This window comes from Streptomyces sp. NPDC127084 (assembly GCF_042724175.1).
Classification (GTDB): Bacteria; Actinomycetota; Actinomycetes; order Streptomycetales; family Streptomycetaceae; genus Streptomyces.
The window spans coordinates 27,503-47,880 of the sequence record NZ_JBHXFA010000040.1 but is presented as its reverse complement, the minus strand read 5'-3'; the positions used below and the strand labels follow the sequence as shown (position 1 = coordinate 47,880).

General features: G+C 66.9%; 17 protein-coding genes. 7 read left to right on the top strand and 10 right to left on the bottom strand.

The features are described from left to right. Positions 1-246: hypothetical protein (locus ACFWI9_RS12585; RefSeq protein ID WP_387161226.1), on the top strand; the 246-nt coding region annotated here is incomplete at its 5' end. 261 nt (positions 247-507) lie between these two features. On the opposite strand, the gene ACFWI9_RS12580 is transcribed toward ACFWI9_RS12585, so the two are convergent. The 8 genes from ACFWI9_RS12580 to ACFWI9_RS12545 form a co-directional block, all read right to left on the bottom strand. Further along, positions 508-3,561, bottom strand: coding sequence for an amino acid adenylation domain-containing protein (locus ACFWI9_RS12580; protein ID WP_387161224.1), 3,054 nt, complete (start codon positions 3,559-3,561; stop codon positions 508-510). A gap of 54 nt (positions 3,562-3,615) precedes the next feature. Next, positions 3,616-3,990, bottom strand: coding sequence for a nuclear transport factor 2 family protein (locus tag ACFWI9_RS12575; RefSeq protein ID WP_387161222.1), 375 nt, complete (start codon positions 3,988-3,990; stop codon positions 3,616-3,618). A gap of 227 nt (positions 3,991-4,217) precedes the next feature. Continuing rightward, positions 4,218-5,087 (bottom strand): hypothetical protein, encoded by an 870-nt coding sequence (locus tag ACFWI9_RS12570; protein ID WP_387161221.1) that lies wholly within the window; start codon positions 5,085-5,087, stop codon positions 4,218-4,220. Then, complete coding sequence (locus ACFWI9_RS12565; protein ID WP_387161220.1) at positions 5,084-5,815, bottom strand: methyltransferase domain-containing protein; 732 nt, start codon at positions 5,813-5,815, stop codon at positions 5,084-5,086. Before ACFWI9_RS12565 ends, ACFWI9_RS12570 begins: the two co-directional genes overlap by 4 nt. After that, positions 5,796-7,052, bottom strand: coding sequence for a DegT/DnrJ/EryC1/StrS family aminotransferase (locus ACFWI9_RS12560; RefSeq protein ID WP_387161218.1), 1,257 nt, complete (start codon positions 7,050-7,052; stop codon positions 5,796-5,798). The genes ACFWI9_RS12565 and ACFWI9_RS12560 overlap by 20 nt, the downstream gene beginning before the upstream one ends. A gap of 61 nt (positions 7,053-7,113) precedes the next feature. After that, positions 7,114-7,929, bottom strand: a complete 816-nt coding sequence (locus ACFWI9_RS12555) for an SDR family oxidoreductase (protein WP_387161216.1) — start codon at positions 7,927-7,929, stop codon at positions 7,114-7,116. A 214-nt stretch (positions 7,930-8,143) separates the two neighbouring features. After that, a complete protein-coding gene (locus tag ACFWI9_RS12550; protein ID WP_387161214.1) occupies positions 8,144-9,961 on the bottom strand; it encodes a non-ribosomal peptide synthetase in 1,818 nt (605 codons plus the stop codon). A 701-nt stretch (positions 9,962-10,662) separates the two neighbouring features. Next, entirely contained in the window at positions 10,663-11,433 is a 771-nt protein-coding gene (locus ACFWI9_RS12545) for a thioesterase II family protein (protein WP_387161212.1), read from the bottom strand. 703 nt (positions 11,434-12,136) lie between these two features. Here ACFWI9_RS12545 and ACFWI9_RS12540 point away from each other — a divergent pair. Genes ACFWI9_RS12540 through ACFWI9_RS12525 form a run of 4 tightly spaced genes read left to right on the top strand, consistent with a single transcriptional unit; the run spans position 12,137 to position 16,113 of the window. Then, positions 12,137-14,542, top strand: coding sequence for a beta-ketoacyl synthase N-terminal-like domain-containing protein (locus ACFWI9_RS12540; RefSeq protein ID WP_387161210.1), 2,406 nt, complete (start codon positions 12,137-12,139; stop codon positions 14,540-14,542). Then, positions 14,539-14,889 (top strand): PqqD family protein, encoded by a 351-nt coding sequence (locus tag ACFWI9_RS12535; RefSeq protein ID WP_387161209.1) that lies wholly within the window; start codon positions 14,539-14,541, stop codon positions 14,887-14,889. Before ACFWI9_RS12540 ends, ACFWI9_RS12535 begins: the two co-directional genes overlap by 4 nt. Then, the gene (locus ACFWI9_RS12530) at positions 14,886-15,860 is read left to right on the top strand and encodes a TIGR03560 family F420-dependent LLM class oxidoreductase (protein ID WP_387161208.1); all 975 of its coding nucleotides are present in this window, start codon (positions 14,886-14,888) and stop codon (positions 15,858-15,860) included. Before ACFWI9_RS12535 ends, ACFWI9_RS12530 begins: the two co-directional genes overlap by 4 nt. Next, positions 15,853-16,113, top strand: a complete 261-nt coding sequence (locus tag ACFWI9_RS12525; protein ID WP_387161205.1) for a phosphopantetheine-binding protein — start codon at positions 15,853-15,855, stop codon at positions 16,111-16,113. The genes ACFWI9_RS12530 and ACFWI9_RS12525 overlap by 8 nt, the downstream gene beginning before the upstream one ends. Positions 16,114-16,135: 22 nt before the next feature. On the opposite strand, the gene ACFWI9_RS12520 is transcribed toward ACFWI9_RS12525, so the two are convergent. Then, positions 16,136-16,825 (bottom strand): thioesterase II family protein, encoded by a 690-nt coding sequence (locus ACFWI9_RS12520; protein ID WP_387161203.1) that lies wholly within the window; start codon positions 16,823-16,825, stop codon positions 16,136-16,138. Positions 16,826-17,016: 191 nt separating this feature from the next. On the opposite strand from ACFWI9_RS12520, the gene ACFWI9_RS12515 reads away from it, so the two are divergent. Both ACFWI9_RS12515 and ACFWI9_RS12510 read left to right on the top strand, forming a co-directional pair. Next, positions 17,017-17,853 (top strand): hypothetical protein, encoded by an 837-nt coding sequence (locus ACFWI9_RS12515; protein ID WP_387161202.1) that lies wholly within the window; start codon positions 17,017-17,019, stop codon positions 17,851-17,853. 155 nt (positions 17,854-18,008) lie between these two features. Then, a complete protein-coding gene (locus ACFWI9_RS12510) occupies positions 18,009-19,286 on the top strand; it encodes an MFS transporter (protein ID WP_387161201.1) in 1,278 nt (425 codons plus the stop codon). A gap of 193 nt (positions 19,287-19,479) precedes the next feature. Here ACFWI9_RS12510 and ACFWI9_RS12505 read toward each other — a convergent pair whose 3' ends face one another. After that, positions 19,480-19,953, bottom strand: coding sequence for an NUDIX domain-containing protein (locus ACFWI9_RS12505; protein ID WP_387161200.1), 474 nt, complete (start codon positions 19,951-19,953; stop codon positions 19,480-19,482). Positions 19,954-20,378: the final 425 nt, after the last annotated feature.

Below are 20,378 nucleotides of genomic sequence, written 5' to 3'. Positions count from 1 at the left end.
CGCCCGGCGCGGCCGGGCGGCCGGGGCCCCCGCGCCGCCGCGCGGCGCGGCGCCCGCCGCCTACTCGCGCGCCGCAGCAGGCGCGGCATCCCCGCCGTCGTCGTCTGCGGCCCGTACTGGAGGGACAGCGGGCTCCCGGACCTCCCGTACTGCGTCCCTCCCGTCTTCGTGGAGGACGAGTGCGGTGCCGAGGCAGTGCTGACCGCACTCACCCGGGTCGGCCTCGGCGAGCGCTGCGCCTCGTGACCACCACGAACGAGTACGCGCTCATCAATGTCGCCGTCCTCGCGCAGGCTCTCGACTGATTGAGGAGTCCTTGCCCTGCGATAACGGCGATACGTTCGACGTGGTCGCGTAGCCGGGCGAGCTCCGTGGCCTGCTGTCGGCCTGCCGCGACCGCGGACAGGGCGGCGATGACGGTTTCTGGTGGTCGTTGGGGTCCAGCACCTTGGCGGCACGGCGGAGCAGAGCGGCAGCCACGCTCACAACGTGGTCGGCGCGTGCACATCAGACAGCACTGGACAACTCATCCAAGGCGTTTCCGAGCTCTTCAAGCAGCCGCTCGGCTTGGGCCTCGGACATCCCGTCCGCACGTCTGCTCACTACTAGTTCCCAAGCGCCATTGGGTTGGGGCAGCGCCTCGATCATCAACTCGAAACCAGTATGAGGAGGCCGGATACGCAGCGGTTCCACGTCCACCCCTTCGCCGAGGCGCACCCGCGGAGGCTCGCACTGCAGGATCACCCATGCCTGGAACCACGGGTGCCGATCCCGTGCGGGCTTCAAGACCCGCACCAGTTCGTCGAACGGCGTGCGCGCGTGCTGAAAGGCCGACACGACGGTCTGGGTGCAGGTGTCCAGGAGATCGGCCGCGTCTCGGGCGGGGACGTGCATCAACGGAATCGACAGGGAGTTGATGAAACAGCCGATGGTCGATTCCAGCTCGGGGGTGTGGCGTCCGGTCGACACGGTGCCCAGACACAGGTCCTCGACGTCGAACACCTGGGAGAGGGATCTGGCGGCCGCTGCCAGCAGCACGGACACCGATGGGCCGCCGAACGTGTCTGCCATGCGGGTGAGCCGGGTGACCTCCTCGGGGGACACCCGAAGGACGGACTCGACGCGGCGGCCCTGTGCGGCCGTTGAGAGGTGCGGAAGGAACGCTCGGGGCGTCTCCTTCAGCGCCTCCCGCCAGTACGGCAGATCGTGATCGAGCCAGGAGTCGAGCTGGTCCCTTTCCCACGTGCTGTAATCGGCGTAGGTGACGTGTGGCGGCTCGGCCAGGGGGGCGTTGCCTTCCATGGCGGCGGCGAGGTCCTCCATGAACAGGCTTTCCGACCACCCGTCGAAGGCCAGGTGGTGCAGGCGTATGCAGAACAGATGCGTCCGCTCGTCCACGCGGCACAGCCGCAGCCGCAGCGACGGCTCCGCCTCCAGGTCCGTGGGTTTGCCCCACCAGTCCGCGGAGACCACTTCGGCGAGCTCTCGCAGGTCCCCCTCCTCCGCGTGGTGCGGGGCGGTGGTGTGCTCCAAGGGCACGACGGCGTCGTCCGTGGGCAGGGTGCGCTGTACCGCTCCGTTGCCTACGTAGGGGTAAACGGTCCGCAGCACTGGATGCCGCGCGACCACCCAGCTCAGGGCCGCCTCGAAACGGTGGGTGTCCAAGGGACCCCTCAGGGCATAGGCGAGCACGATCAAGTTGTCGGCGTCGCCCGGGGTGAACTCCTCGGAGATCCAGAACCGTTCCTGGGCCCGGGACAAAGGTGAGTCGCCGTGGCCGACGCCCAGCGATTCGAGGCCGGCGTCCGCCAGTCGTTCCCGGTCGCCGCTCAAGGCCAACAGCTTGTCAAGGGTCCGCTGCCGGTACACGTCGGCCGCCGTGATGTGGGCTCCCGTGTGGGAGGTGATCCGGGAGGCGAGGCGTACCGCGTCCAAGGAGGTGAGCCCGGCGTGGAAGAGGTCCTCGTGCGATGCAGTGGACGGACGGCCGAGAAGTTCTCCGACCTCGTTGAGCAACTGGTGGGCCACCGGCAGGGAAGAACTGTCCGCGGCGCGGGTGGCGGGGTCGGGCACCGAAGCGGCATCTTGTTCGAGCAGGGCACGAACCGCCGCGTAGTCGGTTTTGCCGGTGACACTCAGCGGAAGTTGGGGCAGATGGAGAAGCCGGGTCGGCACCATCGCGCCGAGCAGGGTGCGGGCCGCGACGTTGCGCAGTTCCCGCGGGTCCAGGGGGGCGCCGTCCAGCGTGGTGTAGGCGCAGGCCGTTTCGGGCCGCCCGGGCGTGGTCTCGATGCGCAGTACACAACTGGAGGCGACGGTGGGGTGCGATTCCAGGGCCTTCTCGACCTCTCCGGGGGCGATGCGCACGCCGCGGACCTTGAACTCGCGGTCGGCGCGGCCGCGGTAACGGTAGTTGCCGTCTTCGGCGAGGATGCCCAGGTCTCCCGTGCGGTAGTAGCGGACACCGTCCAGCTCGAAGAAGGCGTTCGCCGTGGCCTCGGGGTCCGCCAGGTAGCGCAGGGCGAGGCCGTCGCCCGAGATGGCGATCTCCCCGATGTCGCCGGCGTTCGTGCGGCCTCCGGAGGAGTTCACCAGGACCACGCTGGTCCGGGGCACCGGCCGGCCAATAGGAATCTCGGTGGCCGTCTCGACGACGTCCTGGGGCCGCACGACGTGGGTGGTGGCGAAGATGGTGCTTTCTGCGGGCCCGTATCCGTTCACGATGTGCAGGTCGGGACGGGCTTCCATGACCCGGCGGACATGCGCAGGCGAGACGCGTTCGCCACCGACGAGCAGCAGCCGGATGCCGTGGAAGGCGGCGGTGTCCTCCTCGACGAGTACGTTGAACAGCGAACTTGTCAGCCACAGGCTGTTCACCCCTCGCCGCACCGCTTTGCGCAAGGTGGCCGCGTCCAGGGCGTGATGCCCCTGGTCGAGCAGGACGCAGCAACCGCCGTTCAACAACGGGGCCCACAGCTCCAAGGACAGCCCGTCCCAGGGCAGGGGCGCCGACTGGAGGAACACACTGCTGGCGTCCAGGGGAATGGACGGGCAGCCGACCAGAGTGCGAATGGTGCCGCGATGCGGTGACATTACGCCCTTCGGCTGCCCGGTGGAGCCGGAGGTGAAGAAGACACACGCCGCCTTGGTGCCGTCATCGAGGGGGCGCAGCGAGACGGGCTCTGCCGCCCCGGCCGCCAAGCGCGCGAAGTTGTCCTCCGACACAATCAGGGATGCGCCGGACCGCCGGGTGATCAGGTCGGTGCGGGCAGCGGGCCAAGCGGTGTCGATGGCGATGTAGGTCGCCCCCGCCTCGAGGACGGCCAGGAGCGCCACGACCAGCTCCGGTGAGCGCTCCATGCGCACGGGAACACAGTCTCCGTGCCTCACGCCTGCCGAGTGGAGCCCCTCCGCCATGGTGACGGCCCGCTGCCGCAGTTGCGCATAGGTGAAGGCACGGTCGCCCTGGCGAAGGGCGATCGCCTCAGGTCTGTGCTCGGCATGGTGGGCGATGACGCGCTCGATGCGTTCACCAAGTGCATAGGGGTTATGCGTATCCATGGGGGCAATACTCTTTCAGCTAAAACACGCGCGAGGCTTTGCTGTGACAGGCAATCACACTCGGGTGTCGTCGAAATAGGTACGGCGCGACGCGATCAGGACGCTACCCGCTTCCTCGATCAGGTCGAAGAAATCACTGAAGAAAAGATCGGCCCGTGAACCGTCGCGGAGGATACCGGTGAAACGTCCTTCGACCGCCACTCTCCGGTCGGAGTGGAAAAGCGCTTCGACGGAATGTCGGCCCTCTGTGATGATTCGGCGGCTCCGGTAGAACTCGCGGAATTCTACTATTCCGTCGATTACGGGGTACCCCGGCCGCTTGTAGCGGATCGAGGGGTGGAACAGGTCGAAAAGCGCTGGGTCCTGGCCGTCGACGTACTCGTAGTACCGGCGGACCACTTCCTCCGCCGTGCTGCCAGGGGCTGTCATATCGAGGTGTACCTGTCCTCGGTTCGTCGATGGGGCCGGCCGTCCGATACATCTCTCCCGCTGGTGGGGGAGTTCGGTGCCGGAGGGGGACGGCTGGGCCGGAATCATGGGTGCTGCGCGCCCCGAGGCAGCACCGGAGCGGTCCCACGGCCGGCTTCCAGGACCGTCCGTGTTCGTCGGGACCGCCGTATGCGCGGTGCTTCCTCAGGGGAGCGACTGGCCGGCTCCTAGCCGAGCTTCCAGGACGGTCGCAGGGCGGCGATCTCCGAACGCACCAGATCAAGGCCGCGGGTCAAGTTCTTCTCCAGCGGTGCGTCCTCGACGGCGTGGACGCACCACCCCCACTTCTGCGCGAAATCACGGTATCGACCGGCCGAATCGCTCTGCAGTCGGACGAATCCGTCCTGCCCCGTCTCGCCGGTGGTTCGCAGGTCCTCCAGAACCCCGACCCGGCCCGACTGCTTCAACCGCCATTCGTGGGCGAGGGTAACTGGGCCGTCGACCAGGACTCCGAGGTCGGGACGGAGCGACGCGCCGCCGAAAAATTCCTCGATGGGGGCGAAGAGCGATTCGATCTCGCGCACGCTGTAACGGCCGCCGGCCGAGTTCTTGGAGAGCTCCAAGGCGAGCAGGTATTCCTTGAGGACGTGCTTGTAGGGGTAGGTCTCCTGAATGACCACCTCGCCGCGTTCCACAGCGGGCCTGATGACCTCGGAGTTCAGGACGATGTTTCCGGCGAACTCTACGATCATCGCTGCCAGGGGGCCGCTCGGGGAGGAGGCCGAAGCCTTGAGGTCACCGAGCGAGTCCTCTGCGTTCGAGTCGCGCCACTCCTCGTAGCGCTCCGGAAGGGAGACGTGACCGCCACCATCCATGGCGCCGCCGAAGATCAGCCTGAACGTGTCCATCCACAACGTCCGGAGTGCTTCCTGTGGCCAGACTGGAAGATCGGCGTCGAGGCTGCTGCGCCAGGAGACGACCGTGACCTCGCGGCCCCGCTCGCGCAGCTCCTCGGCCAGACTCTCGGCCAGCGTTGTCTTGCCTATTCCGTCGATCCCCAGAAACGAGATGTAAAGCCCACGCTCGTCCGCCTTCAACGCTTGCTCCCCATATAAACCACGTGCTCGCCGAGCGGGTCGTACGCCAACCCGCGTGCGTTGCCGTGAAGTTCCATCTTCTCGAATCCGGCCTCTTCCAGGAGCCCCAGCATCTCGTGGACCGAGTAGAGCCGGTAGTCGAGAGACCCGACTCCATGGGACCGGTCACGCTCGTGGTAGCTGAAGGTCATGAACCGTCTGCTCGTTCGGGGGTCGAAAACGTAACGCTTCTCGATGCGCTGACCAGAAGAGGTGATCTCTTCCGATACGGATTCCTCGAAAGTGCGGGGTGCGTCACGGTTCTGGATCTCCAGGACGAGCACGCCCTGGGGCCGCAGCGAGCGCGCGACGCGGGCCAGGACCTCGCGGTTGACAGCGTCGGAGTGGTAGCCGAACGAGGTGAACAGGCTGATGACACCGTCGAACCGGCTCTCGTCCTCCAGCTCGGTGTCGGACATGCATCGCCAGTCGATCTCCACGCCGGCTTCGGCGCTTCGCTTCCGGGCGACCTCGAGGTAGTCCGGGTTGCTGTCCAGACCCGTTACGGACTTCCCCATGCTCGCCAGTGGAATCGCGACCCGTCCCCGGCCGCATCCGAGGTCCAGAATGCGTTCGCCCGGTATCTGTTCGGCTATCCAGCGGGCCTCCGTCTCCGACCGTGAAAGCTTACTGTCGAGCTTTGCTTCCGCGAATTGCTCCGAGAAGAACTCACTGGTGGTGGCGTCCATGTGTATTCCCTCCCTCCCGGTTGACGGCTTCCGCCGCGTCACCGATGGCGTCGATGTATTGCGCGATCAACCGCTCGGCCGGCTCATGCAGGTGCTTGTCCGGGAAGCTGATGGTCGCTTCGTAGAGTGTGGTGGCACCAGGAAGGTCCTGGTGGGGCTCCACCGTCTGGCGAATTCTGCGGGCGATGGGGTCGGCGGACTGCCCGTCGCCGTCGCCGCCGAACGGCCAGAGCTGGTGCAGCGGGCGTGTGGTGGGCACCGCGACGGCCACTCCACGCTCCCTCAGCATCTTCACGAAGCGGTCGATCGGGAAACCGCCCAGCTCCTCGGGCCGGTAGCGGACCTTGTATCCGTACCAGCCGCCTCTGGTGCAGTCCTCCGGCGTCTCGGGCAGGCTCAAGAAGCTGAAGGCGCGCAGCGATTCGGTCAGTCCGCCGAGAACCTCGGTTCGCACCTTGACCCTCTCCTCCAGGGTGGAGGAGTGGTCCAGCGCGAGCTCCGCCGCGAGGGGATGCATGCGGAGGTTGCTGCCGAACCCCATTCCGGTTGTCACCCACGCCTGCGAGTCCTGGGGGATCTCCTCCTGGGCCCTCTCGTGAGCATGGCCGAAGCACAGTGACTTCTCGTGGAGGTCTGTCCGATCGGTGAGGACGAGGCCGCCCATGCCACCGGAGATCGTCTTCTGCCCTCCCAGGCTGAAGCAGCCGACATCGCCGATCGTGCCGACGTACCGGCCCTTGTACGTCGCACCGTGCGCCTGGGCGGCGTCCTCCACTACGGACAGCCTGTGCTGCCGCGCGATGCGCATCACTTCGTCCATGTCGGCCGGCAGACCGAACATGTGGGTGACGACCACCGCTCTGGTCCGGCTGGTGACGCGGGATTCCAGATCGCCGGTGTCGGCGCGGGCGGTGACGGGGTCGCAGTCGTAGAGGACCGGCCTGACGCCCATCTGGAACAAAGGGGTGCACGTCGCGTGGAAGGTGTAGGTCGGGACCAGGACCTCGTCCCCGGGCTCAAGGCCGAGGGAGAAGAACGCGGAAGCCAGAGCCGCCGTCCCGCTGCTGACCGCGAGAGCATGACGCACGCCGAAGTATTCGGCGGCCCAGTCCTCCAGGTCGTTGATCGAGTGGTGCCGACCGAACGCGTAGACGTCTCCCGACTCGATCTGCCGGCTCACCCGGCCGCGTACCTGGTCCGAATACCAAGGCCAGGCCCGGGGGAGGGGCTCAGTCACGATCACAGGTTTGGAGGACGCCAGGGCGTTCGGGGGCGATGCATCAGTCACGACGGAATCCTTAACGTGCAAAGCTGACGGGAAGACCACCGTCGACGGCAATCACGGAACCGGTCGTGGCCCTGCTCAGAGGTGACAGAAGGAACATGATCGCGTTGGACACATCGACCGGCGAAACCCGGACGCCAAGCATCGTTCGATTCGCGTAGAACTTGGGCAGCTCTTCGGTGCTGACATTATGGTGCAGCGCCTTCTCCTGCATGAGGTCTTCGTTCCAGAACTTCGATCCATCAAAGACGGCACCGGGGTTCACCGTGTTGGCCCGGATTCCGTACGGTGCGCCTTCCATGGCGAGGATCCTCGCCATCTGAAGAACGCCGCCCTTCGCGATCGGGTAGCCGCCGAAACCCGAACTCGGAGCAACCGCCTGCTTGGACGCGACGTACACCAGAGAGCACTGTTCTTCTGTTCGGAACTCGGCTTTGTGACGAAGAACAGCCTGCGAAAGCGACAGGTGCACGGTGAGATTGCGAGACAGGTCCCGGCCGAACTCGTCGAGGCTCAGATCGCCCAACGCACCGGTGGCGGAGGAGCCGGCGGCGAAAACGACGCCGTCGATCCGGCCCGTCGACTCCAACGCGCGGTCGATCGCGCTCTGCGCGGTCTCGGGGAGGGTGATGTCGCCGAGCACGGTGTGCACCCGGTTGTCCAGCGGCGCGAGCTGGCTGAAGTCGAGGTCGCACACGACGACCGAGCTGCCCTGTTCCAGCAATGCGTTGGCGACATTGAGGCCGATACCGGACCCGCCGCCCGTGATAATGAACGTCTTACCCGCCAGGGAGTATGGATGAGAATTCTTTTGCGCTATGGATGACATAATGACTCTCTGCTCCGCTCGGCATTATTGACCACACTGCTGTGTTGCGTAGTGCGCCATTGGCGCGCCAAATTCTGCAGACGACCAGGTCGAGTGGTCCGCCTTCTGAAATACCAAGCGATATCCCGACGAGATCCAACCCCGAATCGCGTCCCGTGACGGGTGCGAACGCGTGCTGGACAGCGTTCGTGGACAGCTCCTGGCAGCCGGTAGTTCAGCGCTCGCCCGGGGTCTCGGCCCGGGCGCGTACACGCTCGACGAAGTCGGCGAGCCGTGGCGCCTCGAACAAGGCGCGTGCCCCGACCCGCACGCCGATCTCCTCGCGCGTGCGGCGGATGACCTTCGCAACCATCAGCGAATGTCCGCCGAGGTCGAAGAAGTCGTCCTGGGGACCGACGCCGGGGAAACCGAGTTCCTCGGCCCAGATGCCCGCCACCGCCGATTGCAGGGAACCGTCCCCGTGGGGGCCCTCCGAAGCCGGCGCGGCGACGCGGGAGGACTCGCGGGCCTGTTCGAGCAGGGCCTTGCGATCGATCTTGCCATTGGGCGTCAGCGGCATGGAGCCCATGGTCCTCAACTCATTGGGCACCATGTGACCGGGAAGCCGGTCCGCGACGAACGCCCGGAGCTCGTCCGTGCTTGGTCCGTCGGGGAAGACGGTCGCCCACGCAAGGAGCCGGGAGCCGACCGAGCTTCCGGTGTCGGTCGCGACGCAGGCGTCTACGACACCGGGGTGGGCCTTGAGTGCCGCCCCGATCTCGCCCAGTTCGACGCGGTAGCCGCGGACCTTGACCTGCTCGTCCTGCCGTCCCACGTAGAAAAGCCGTCCGTCGGCGTCCGCCCGGGCGAGATCGCCGCTGAGATAGGTCCGACGGTGGTCGTCAGGACCCCAGGCCGTGACGCGGAAGGCGCGCGCGGTGGCTTTGTCGTTGCCGAAGTAGCCACGGGAGAGGCCGGGACCCGAGACCCATATCTCGCCCACCTCGCCGGGTGGGGTCGGTGTGCCGTCCTCGTTCCGCAGTGACACGTCCAGGTCGGGCAGCGGCACACCAATGGGGCTGCCCGCGCCGGCGGCCGCGTCCCGCGCGGTGATGGGGCAGTACGTCACGTGGACCGTCGTCTCGGTGATCCCGTACATGTTCACCACTCGCGGCTGCTCGTCGCCCCGACGGGCGAACCACCCGCTCAGTGTGGCCGGGTCGAGTCGTTCGCCCCCGAGAACGATCAGTCGCAGGCGATCGAGGCGGGCCGGCCGCATCTCGTCGGAGCCGGCCAGTGCGGCCAGGGCCGAAGGCGTCTGGCTCAGTACAGTGACGGCTTCGCGCTCGATCAGGTCGAGCACCTCGTCGGGAGCGCGAGCCTCGTCACCCTCGACGACGACGAGGCGACCGCCGAACAGCAACGCACCCCACATCTCCCATACGGAGAAGTCGAAGGCGTAGGAGTGCAGCATCGTCCACACGTCGTCGGCGCCGAAGTCGTAGAGGGCCGCCGTCCCAGTCATCAGACGCGTGACGTTGTGGTGCGTTATCTTCACGCCCTTGGGTGTGCCGGTCGAGCCCGATGTGAACATCACGTAGGCCAGATCGGCGGGGGCGACGTCGACGCTCGGCGCCGGAGAGTCCGGATCCGGGGCCTCGTCAACGTGCACGAACGATCCGGTGTGCCATGTCTTCGCCCGTACGGCGAGTTCGGCGTCCGCCACGATCACGTCCGCGCCGACTTGCTCGGTCAGGCTCGCCAGGCGGGCGTCGGGGTACTGAGGGTCGAGCGGCACATAGGCGGCGCCCGCCATCAGCACGCCGAGGATGGCGGGGACTGCCCAGCGGCGCGGGACGAGCACCGGGACGAGATCACCGGGGCTCACTCCCACCGCCACCAGCCGGGCGGCGATGTGCCCTGCCAGGTCGTGCAGTTCGGCGTAGGACATCGAGGTGCCGCCGGCAGTGAGCGCGGTGGCCTGCGGGCTCTTGGCGGCCTGATAGGCGAACCAGGTGTGCAACGTGTCAACGGGTGCCGAGGACTTCGCCATTGAACATGCGCTCTGGCTTGCTTCTGACACGATTCCCCCCGTGGTCGTATCCGGCTCGACGCCGGACAGCTGACGATAGTAGACGATCTTCCTGCCGTACACTTTCAATTCACCTTGTGCTAGGGCGACTTCGACCTATTCCTCCCGCCTGGACGTCCGCAGGGTTCGGCGCGCCTGCCGCCGAAGACACCGGGCCGCGCTTCGCGTTGCCACGTTCCCCGACCGTCCGGATTCTCGGCGGCCACTGACGGATGTCGCGTCCGCGTAAGGTCACGAGTGCAGTCCGATTGCAGTCAAACAATGGTGAGTTGGTCGATGCTGACCAGATGGGTCGAGAATCTGTGGGCGTTGTGAGATTCAACATCCCGAACACCGGCGCGGCTTGAGTCCGTTAGCAGAAGTGGAGCCGATACCAGTCTTGTTGGTGTCCCACTGGGCCTTGAGGCGTGTATGCCTCGGGCAGTTCGTGTCCGTGGTAAGGGCTACTGGCAATGCGGACCACACCGCGGTAGCCCCTGTCACCCGGGATCAAAACCCGTCGGCACAGAGTCGTTCGGACGACTTCGCACACCAACCACCGTCGGCCGACTTTGTCAGGTCGCGAGGCGGCCCTGCATCCACGGCGGAATCCCCTCCCGCCAGGAAGACTTGAAGTCCGGGAGCTCTCGGCCGGGTGATCACCCTGTCAGCGGGAACCCGGCTCAGCCTGGGCGTACGGCGGTCACAGCGAGGCGGCTTTCAATCGCCTCGACGTACCGCGGCCGATTGACGGGATCGAAGAGGGCGAAATGGCCGCCGGGCAACAGGTGCACCTCCGACCCTGCGACCGAGTGGGCGCCCCACCCTGCCAAGGCGTCTGGGTCGACCAGTCGGTCTTCCTCTCCGCATAGAACGGTGATCGTCCCATCGATGCGGAGGCCCCTACTCCGCTCTGCGCTCTCCGTGCCGAGCCTGAGATCCGCGCGCAGATTGTCCAGGAGGGCCGTGCGCCATCCCGTGTCCTCCATGACCGCGGACGGCAAGTCGCCGCCGAGTTCGAGCAGCCGCAGGACGTCCTCGTCGCTGGATGTCTCGGAGAGCCAGCCGGCTCCGTAGCGCGGCTCCTGCCCCGACGCGATCAGGCCGACGCACTGCTTGCCGAGGGCGTGCGCGAGGTGGAGCCCGAGCGTCGCACCCATGCTGTGGCCGAGTACCAGCGTGGGCACTTCGGGCGGGGAGACCGCCGAAAGGCTGGCGAGTACCTCGTCCAAGGTGGCGCCGGGACGCTCCGTCCCGCGGCGCTCCCGGCCCGGGAGGGTGAGTCCCAGTATCTCCACGTCGTCGGGGAGGCCGCCGACCAGCCGCAGATAGCGATTGGGGCCTGCGCCGGAGTGCGGCGCGATGAGCAGTCGGGCGCGAGGTGCGGTGACCGGTTTGCCCCACGGCCGCAGCTGAGACCACCACTGCGGCCAGGTTGTCGGTCGAACACTCACTGGGGAGAACCTCCTCGATCAGAAGTGATGGCACCGGATGGCGGCGGGGGTGAGGCCCCATGTGACGCCCCCACCCATGGAGATGCTGGAGGAACCGCCCGGCAGGCGATGTGCTGGCCCATCCGCCGAGCTCGGCCTTGCCCCCGGCCGCAGGCCCCCAACGGCGTCACTGGTCTTCGCTGTCATCCCCGCCCGCAGCCCCGTCGGCCCCGCGACCCCCGTTGTTGTGTGATCGAGTTCAAGTCCCCTAAGAACCACGAGGCTTCACGTACCCACCAGTATTACCCACAGTGCCGTACCCGCCGCCAGATGGACCGTCGCCGAATGCCTGGTCCGGCCGCCTCGCGAGCACTGCCGACAGGGACGGAGCGACTGGCGACGCAACCTGGCGGGAGCAACTCCTGTCCATATAAGGGGAATTGAGACTCACCATCCCTCCGTCGAGCCGCCACGCGGCTGACGACTAATGGCGTGGCAAACGCAACAGGACGTCACCTGGAAGGACTTGTTGCCCGGCCCTGCGCCAACTGGACGTAGTCGAGGTCGCGATATGGCTTGGTTCGTGCGCCTGCGGCAACCAACGCCCTTTGCTTGCACCCTATTTGGCAGGATGTGTCATGATCAAAAGCGTTGGTGAGGCAGTCAACTCTCTGGTAGCTTCCCGCCGATGCCTTCTCGCGTGCCCACTGCACGCCACCGCCGAATGAGTCGCCGCAAGGCCACGCTGATCCCTGGAGCCGCACAGATGCAGCAAAAGCCAAACCATGCACCTCCGATAGCGGTGATCGGCATGGCGGCTCGTTTCGCAGGTGCGGAAAACGTCGAGCAGTACTGGAAGAACCTCGTCGAAGGCGTCGACTCTTCGAGTCGGCAGGCCAATGACGGGGGCGAGCCGGAAAGCGGAAGCAACGGCCGGTTCGTACGATCGGTTGCGAAGGTCGACGGCATCGAGTCCTTCGACGCCGACCACTTCCGCATACAGCCGACAGAAGCCGTCATCATGGATCCGCAGCAGCGCGTGCTGCTGGAGGTGGCGGCCGAGGCCATGGAGGACGCCGGCTACGCCGGAGAACACGATGCCGTTGTCGGCGTCTTCGTCGGATCCGGTGAGAATCACTATTTCCGTGAATACGTGGCCCCGACGGAGGCTCGCGCGGGACGCACCGGAGATGTACGCATCACGCTGGCGAACGAAAAGGACTTCCTCGCGCCGCGGCTGGCGTTCAAGCTCGGCCTCAGTGGTCCTGCCATCACGGTGCAGACCGGTTGTGCCACGGCTCTCAGTGCGGTGGCGCTCGCCTGCTCGGCGCTGGCCGCAGGCGACTGCGACATCGCCCTGGCGGGCGGCGTGAGCCTGCTGATGCCCGATGTTGACGGCTACACCTACACCGAGGGCGGGATCCTGTCGGCCGACGGGCGTTGCCGAGCTTTCGACGCCGGGGCCTCCGGCACGATACCCGGTTCGGGTGCCGGAATCGTCGTGCTGAGGCGTGAATCCGACGCGCTGGGCGACCGCGATCACCGCAGGGCGATCATCCGCGGATGGGCCCTCAACAACGACGGTGGATCACGTGGGGGATTCACTGTCCCGAACATCGACGGCCAGGAAGCGGTCATCCGCGCGGCGCTGGCGCGGGCGGACATCAAGCCCGACCAGGTGGGCTACGTGGAAACCCATGGCACCGGCACGGCGATCGGCGACCCGATCGAGTTCGAGGCGTTGCGGCGCGTTTTCGCGACCCCCGGGCGGTCGGCCGGGACGCCCCTCACCCTCGGCGCCGTCAAGCCCAACATCGGGCACACGGACGCTGCGGCGGGTGTCGCGGGGCTGATCAAGGCGGCGCTGGCCGTCGAGCGGGCCACCTTGCCCGGGACGCTCCATTTCCGTTCGCCGAACCCCGAGATCGATCTCGCCTCGACCCCCTTCTTCCTCACCTCCGAGACCTTGCCGTGGGACGGCGAGGGGCAGCGCATCGCCAGTGTCAGCTCGTTCGGGCTCGGTGGGTCCAACGCGCACGTGGTGCTGGAGTCCGCGCCCCGCGTGCCGACCACACCCGCCCCGCGCTCACGTCAGGTCCTCGCCTTGTCCGCGCGCAGTGACGACGAGCTGAACCGGATGCGGGAGCGCCTGGCCGACAGGCTCGACTCGGACGCCTCGATCGATGGCGCCGCACTGGCCGACATTGCGTATACGCTCGGTGTGGGGCGCACCAGGTTCGCCCGCCGCTGGGCGGCCGTGGTCGACGGACCTGCCGAGGCGGTGGCTCAGCTGCGCGCGCCAGTCGAGGCCGCTCGGCCCACTGCGCGGTGGACGCTGGCGATCCACGGTACCCCCGACGAGTTGGCTGCGATGGGTGACCGGCTTGCCAGCACCGAGCCGTTGATGCGCTCTGTGCTCGCCGAACTGACGGGCAATACCGAGTTCAGAGGTCTCGCCCCAGCGCGAGCCGGTGCGCTCGCCATGCTCGGCGTCGCTCGGGCACTGCTCCGCCTGGGTATCACCTTCGCCAAGGTGGACGCCCCGAAGTGGGCGCGTCCGGCCGCGCAGTGGCTGGCAGACGGCGCCGATGCCACGTCGCTGGAGGCAGCCCTCGACGCCTGCACCGATGACGCCGACGCGGGGTCCGCCCGTGCGGGCGCTGGCCGGATTCTCGTCGGCCCGTCGTTCGACCTGGCCGATGCGGCGGCTGCGGCGTGGCGTGCGGGGGTCGCCGCCGACTGGGCTGCCTACTACGGCGATGAGCCGCGCGGCCGAGTCCCACTGCCGACCTATCCGTTCACGCGTCGCCGGTTCTGGCTCGAGCGCCCCGCCGTACAGGCGGACGCGGCCGCTCCGTCCCCTGAGGCGCCGAATCGCGCCGACACGTCGAACCTCGCCGAATTCGTCGAGAAGGTCTGGTGCGAGGTCCTCGGCATCGAGCGCATCGAACACGACGTGCACTTCCTGGACGGCCTCGGCGGCGACTCGCTGCACGCGGTGGAGATCGGGGCCCGCCTGAACGAAGGGCTCGGGCTCGACCTGCCGATTGACCTTCCCTTCATCGCGCCCACAATCGAGGCCACTTCGACCTTCATCGAAGAGGCCATGGCTACGGAGAAAACCTCATGAGTACCGTCAACACCAATGACGTCGTGATCCGCCGACTGGACGTGACCGTCCGCGTGACCGATCAGGTGGTGGAGCTCAGCGAGAGCCATGAAGGTGGCCTGCTGGTCGAGAGGCTCATCGGTCGCTACGTGCTCGACGCCGATGCGCGCAAGGTCTGGCGACTGATCGACGGGCGCCGCAGTGTCGGCCGGATCGTCGAGGACCTTGCCAAGGAGTCCGGCCTCCCGGCTTCGGAGATCGAGCGGCCTGTGCACGCCCTCTGCGACCGCCTCCTCGAACTGGACATCCTCGAGGTCGCCACACCCGAGGACACCGCAGCGCTCGCGCAGCCGGCATGCGCCGGATGAGCCGGCCGCCCCTCACCCGGGTCGGCCTGCAGATCGCCGGCTATTCCTTCCCCGGGACCATGGACCACCAGCTTTTCGACCGTGTGGTGGACATCGCGCACGCAGCCGAAGCCTCGGGTTTCGACAGCCTGTGGACTATGGACCACGTGCACCAGATCGCCTCGGTCGGGGAGCCCGACGAGCCGATCCTGGAGGCGTACACGACGATCGCCGCTTTGGCCGCCGTCACGTCGACACTCCGCCTTGGCGTGCTCGTCTCGTGCAACGGATTCCGCAACCCGGCAATGCTGGCGAAGATGGTGACCACCATCGACGTCATCAGCAAGGGACGTGCGGTCCTCGGTATGGGCGCCGGTTGGCACGAGGAGGAGTGTCGTGCCTACGGCCTGGACTTCCAGACCACCGGCCAGCGCCTGATGGCGCTGGCGGAAGCCGTGCAGATCTGCCGGGCGATGTTCACCGAACAGGCACCGCGGTTCGACGGTACATACCACCAGATCGACGAGCCGCTCAACGTGCCGGGACCGATCAACCCCGACGGTCCGCCGATCCTCATCGGCGGTGGCGGCGAGCGCGTGCTCATCCCGACGGTGGCCCGGCACGGGGACGCCTGCAACTTCTTTGGTGCGCCAGCCACCGTGCGCCACAAGATCAGCGTGCTGGAGAAGGCGTGCGCAGCCGTGGGTCGCGACTCCGGCGAGATCACCAAGACGTGGTTGGGTCACGCGATCGTCACCGACTCCGAGAGTGAGCTACAGGAAGCACTGGAACGACTCGGGACGTTGCTGAATCTGGCGCCGAGCGCCGTCCGCGGGTTCGTCCTCTGCGGCACCCGCGAGGAGGTACGGCGCCAAGTCGCAGAGTACCGCGAGGCCGGGGTCGAGGGCGTGATCGTCACCGTCCTGGACCCCGGTGACCTGGAGCACCTGCGCCTGGTCGGCACGACGGTGCGGGAGGCTATGGATGACTGACCTGACAAGCGTCCCCCGGCCCGATGCGGACCTCGACGGCGACCCCACCGAAGTCATTGCGGCGGTCTGGGCCGGGGCGCTCGAGCTGGACACCGTCGACCCGGAGGCGGGCTTCTTCGATCTGGGCGCGACGTCGGCCACGGTCGTCGAGGTGGTCCGCGTCCTGCGCCGGCGTTGGCCGGGGCTCAAGGTCGTGGATGTCTTCTCCCGTCCGACCGTCGCGCAGCTCGCAGCCTTCCTCGCCGATGGGTAGGTCGGCGGCGAGGTCCGGGTGCCTACATCAGCACGGTGCGGATGGCCTTGGCGAGTTCCAGCCATGCGGCGCCGCCGAAGAGGTGGTCTGCACCGGCGACCTCGCGGAAGGTGCTCGGACCGGTGGTCTCATGGCGCCAGCCGTCGACGTCGGCTCCGCTGAGCAAGTCGTCGCCCGCTCCGTACAGAACGGTGAGCGGAACTTCGAGTGGCGCGCACGGCTCGTAGGCGTAATCGGTGACCAGTCGCATGTCCGCGGCGAGCACAGGCAGCAGTACCTCGAGGAGTTCGGGCTCTTCACGAAGGTGCTCGGGTACGTAGCGGGTGAGGTCCTCACCTGCCTCCAAGCGGCTGTCGGCCAGAACGCGCGGCGGAAGCTGGGACGCCACAATCAGGTGGGCGACTTCGGGCCCTTCGCCGGACCGGTGCAGCCGCCTCGCCGTCTCGTAGGCCAGCAGGGCTCCGGAACACTGGCCGAACAGCGCGACGCTCGGGACGTCCAACGCGGTCAGCTCCGCAGCCAGTTCATCGACGACCTCGTTGAGGGACGTCGGCAGCGGCTCCGTCTGCCGGCTCTCACGGCCAGCGAGCCGCACGCCGTAGATGTCGGCCGCGTCGCCGATCACCGGACCCCAGGGGCGGAATGGAGCCGCTCCGGCGCCTGCCCACGGAATGCATGCGAGTGCGGTGCTGTCTCCCCTCGTCGTTGCCATTCCCGCGCTCCAGGGAACGAGCTTCGACGATTGCTTTGAAGTGACTGTGCAAGTCGATATACCCATGAATGCGGAGCCTAGCATGTCACGCAGCTAATCTGCAGCGTGATTGAGGAAATGCGGATCAGCCTCGGCTGCCGCCCTGGGAAAAGCCTTCCAACCTGCCTATCTCTGTTATACGGGAGAATTCAATGTTCAACCCCACCGTTGAGCCCATCGTAATCCAGCCACGCGATCTCGCCCGGCCTGACCTTTCGTTTGAGGCCATCCTCGACCGCTTTCCGGGGCTGGCAGAGGCCAAGGCCGTCTGCATGACGGGGTCGACGGCCGCCGGTTGGGGCAATACGTTCAGCGACATTGACATATACGCGTTCTCCGACGAGGAACTCGACCTTCCCGTCGACGAGACCATGGAGACCTGGCCGGGCTCCGACCCGAGCGGCGTGCGCTGGATCACCTGGATGGGTGCATACGGTGATGCGCGCGTCGACCTGAAGGTGTGGCCGACCAACACGCTCGCCACGGCGCTGGCGTCCTACCTCGAAAAGGAGGTCGAGTTCTGTACCACCGGTGATTTCCTCCAGGACTTCATCTACCGCCTTTCCATCGGAGTCCCCCTGAAGAACGAAGCCTTCTTCAAGGAAATGCGCGAGCTCCTCGACAGTTCTTCCTACAGTCGGGCGCTCGCCCGGTACCAGAAGTCATACGTGGAGAACTGCCTCACCGATGTCGCGGGCCAGCTCGAGTCCGGTGACTACATGACGGCTCGCGTTTCCGCCGAGCTCGCCGCGAGCTTCACAGCGGACGCCGCCCTCATTCTCTCCGGGGACCTCTGCCGACGGAAGAAGTGGATACTCCGCCGTCTGGAGAACACCCCACAGTGCGGAATCGGCGTGGATGAATACCGGACTATGGTCCTCGACGGCCTGCGCCCCGGCGAGACCGACCGCGAATGCGCCTTGCGTGTCGCCCGCTGGACCCAGTCGCACATCGTTCGCCTTGAGGACGCCTTCCTGTCCACCTCCTGATCGCTGTCGTGGAACCAGCACATTGACGCGAGGCACATCACCCCTGCGTTCGTCGCAGGTTGAGGAGGAAGCAGAGTGAACACCGCCGCAGGGCTGGTCGCCGGGGGGAGCCCGGTCGCTGCCGGGACCGGAGCGGAACTCGCTGAGGTGACCCCGTGAGCGCGAGGACCTCGTTGGCCAAGTTCCGTTCCGCGATAAGCGGTCCGGGGGATCCCAATCAGCGGTTGTTGGCGATGGCAACCATCGTGAACACCATCGGTATGGGGATGTTCCTGTCCACGGGCACGATCTTCCTCATCAGGTCCGCGGGGCTGAGTCCTACCACTGCGGGCAGTGGGCTCACCATCGGGTCGTTGATCGGCTTCGGCGCCGGAGTGCTGATCGGCGACCTCGCCGATCGCCGCGGCGCGAAGAAGGTCCTCATCGGATCCATGCTGCTCCAAGCGGTGGGGAGCATCAGTCTGCTCCTGGTACACGACCTATGGTCACTCGTCGTGGTCGCGGCCGCCGCCTCCGTCGGCCACGCGGGAACGTTCAGCGCTCGCGGTGCGCTGATCGGTGTGCTCGCGGAGGAAGGCAAGGGTGCGCGGCTGCGCACGTATCTGCGTGCCGTGACCAACGTGGGAATCGCGATGGGCACGCTCGGGGCAGCGGTCGTGCTGGCCGTCGACACGCGCGCCGCCTACGTGACGGTGATCCTCATCGACACTGTCACGTACGCGATCGCCGTCGCGATCCTGACGCGGCTGCCGAACTTTGCCCCGACCCGGGTGGCGGACGACGAGGAGGCCGCGGAGAAGAAGCCCCGGTGGCTGGCGCTGCACGACCGGACCTATCTGAGCCTGACTGCTGCGTCGTCGATCGCGAGCCTGCAGTACTTCGTGCTGGTCCAGGCCCTCCCAGTATGGATCGTCCTACGCACGAACGCTCCGCGGTGGGTTGCCGCGATTGTCCTATTCCTCGGAGCGGTCGTCGTCGCCGCCATTCAGGTTCCCGCGTCGCGGTCCATCAGCGACCCGCGTTCGGCGGCTCGGCTGCTCGCGCTGTCCGGCCCGCTGTTCCTGGTGGCGTGGATCCTTATGGCGGTAGCGGCAGGACCTGCCGCATGGATTGCCTTCGCTCTGCTCATCGTTGGCGTCCTCGTGCACTCACTGGCCGAAGTGTGGCAGGCCGGTGGCACCTTCGAGCTGTCGTTTGCGCTGGCCAAACCAGAGGCTCATGGTCAGTACCAGGGCGTGATGGGTTTTGGCCACGGCCTGGCAGAGGCTGTGGCGCCGCTCGTCGTTATCGCGATGTGCGTGAATTGGGGCAAGCCGGGCTGGATCGTACTTGCTTTGATCGTCACCGTGGCGGGCTTCGCATGCGCACTCATCGAGCGCAGTTGGTCCCGCTCGAGTCCGCCGGTCAAGGCTGAAATCCTCGCCGGTGAGTGAGTCCGCCCTGCGGTGAACCGCTTGGCGATGAGAAGGTTCACCGCACGATCGAACGCCTTGTGGGCTGCCCCCGCCGACGGTTCGCCACGGGCCAGGAAGGCACTGTGCAATGGCGACAGAGACTTCTTGGCGCTGCCTCACGAGGCTACGGCCCGAAACGGATCGGTCGAGGAGCCCCGCGGGGCCTGTACGGTCAACGGGCCAGGCCCCGCCAAGGGCCGTCCGGCGCCAGGGCGGCGAGCACCGACGTCAATGACGGCGGCTCGATTCGATCCACCAGCCTGTTCAGGTCGGGCCACGCGACCCAGGCGTGTGCGTGAAGATTGACCTGTTCGTCAGGGAGGAGGCCGGTTGACCTCAGCGCTGGTCGCTCCTCGGTGAAATGGGCTACGAAGAAGTGCTCCGGCCCGACATACCGCTTCCCGTTCCACAACGTGTCACGTTCGACTGGAACGGACCGGTCACGCACCGCAGCTGGGTCAAGGCCAGTCTCCTCCGCGAGTTCCCGCCGGGCCGCCATCAATGCTGTCTCGCCTGGTTCGATACCACCACCGGGTGGCTCCCAGAGCAATGTCCCGTCAAACGGATCACGCCAGTGGAGAAGAAGCAGGCGATGGTCGGCGTCCAGACAGATCACCCGCACAGCGGGCCGGTGTCTCGTCTCCACGGCTTCGACACTCCTCGGCAATGGCTTCTCACCGAACAGCGGGCTTCTTCAGGGCGGTCGCTGATCGGGTGACGGACGGGTCGGCGTGACAGACAAGGCTGACGGATTGTCGACCGAGATGTCTCACGTCTCGACCCACCCGCAGGGAACCCTCGTTGGCGGCAATCCTTGCGCACTCGACGTGCCCCACGCACTCGTGGAGTGGGTCACGATGCTCATCATCACCCACGAGGGTGACCGCCACTGCGGACTTTGCTCCGGATTGTGAACTGATGCTTCCGTCCAGCAGACCCTCGGCGAAGTCGTGGGCGAGGCTGGGGCATCTGAAGGTGAACGGCGCCGACTCACTTGGGAGGGGGGGGGGGGGTGTGGTGGGGTGGGGGGGGTGGGTGGCGCGGGGGGGGGCGGCCGCGCGCTATTAGGGT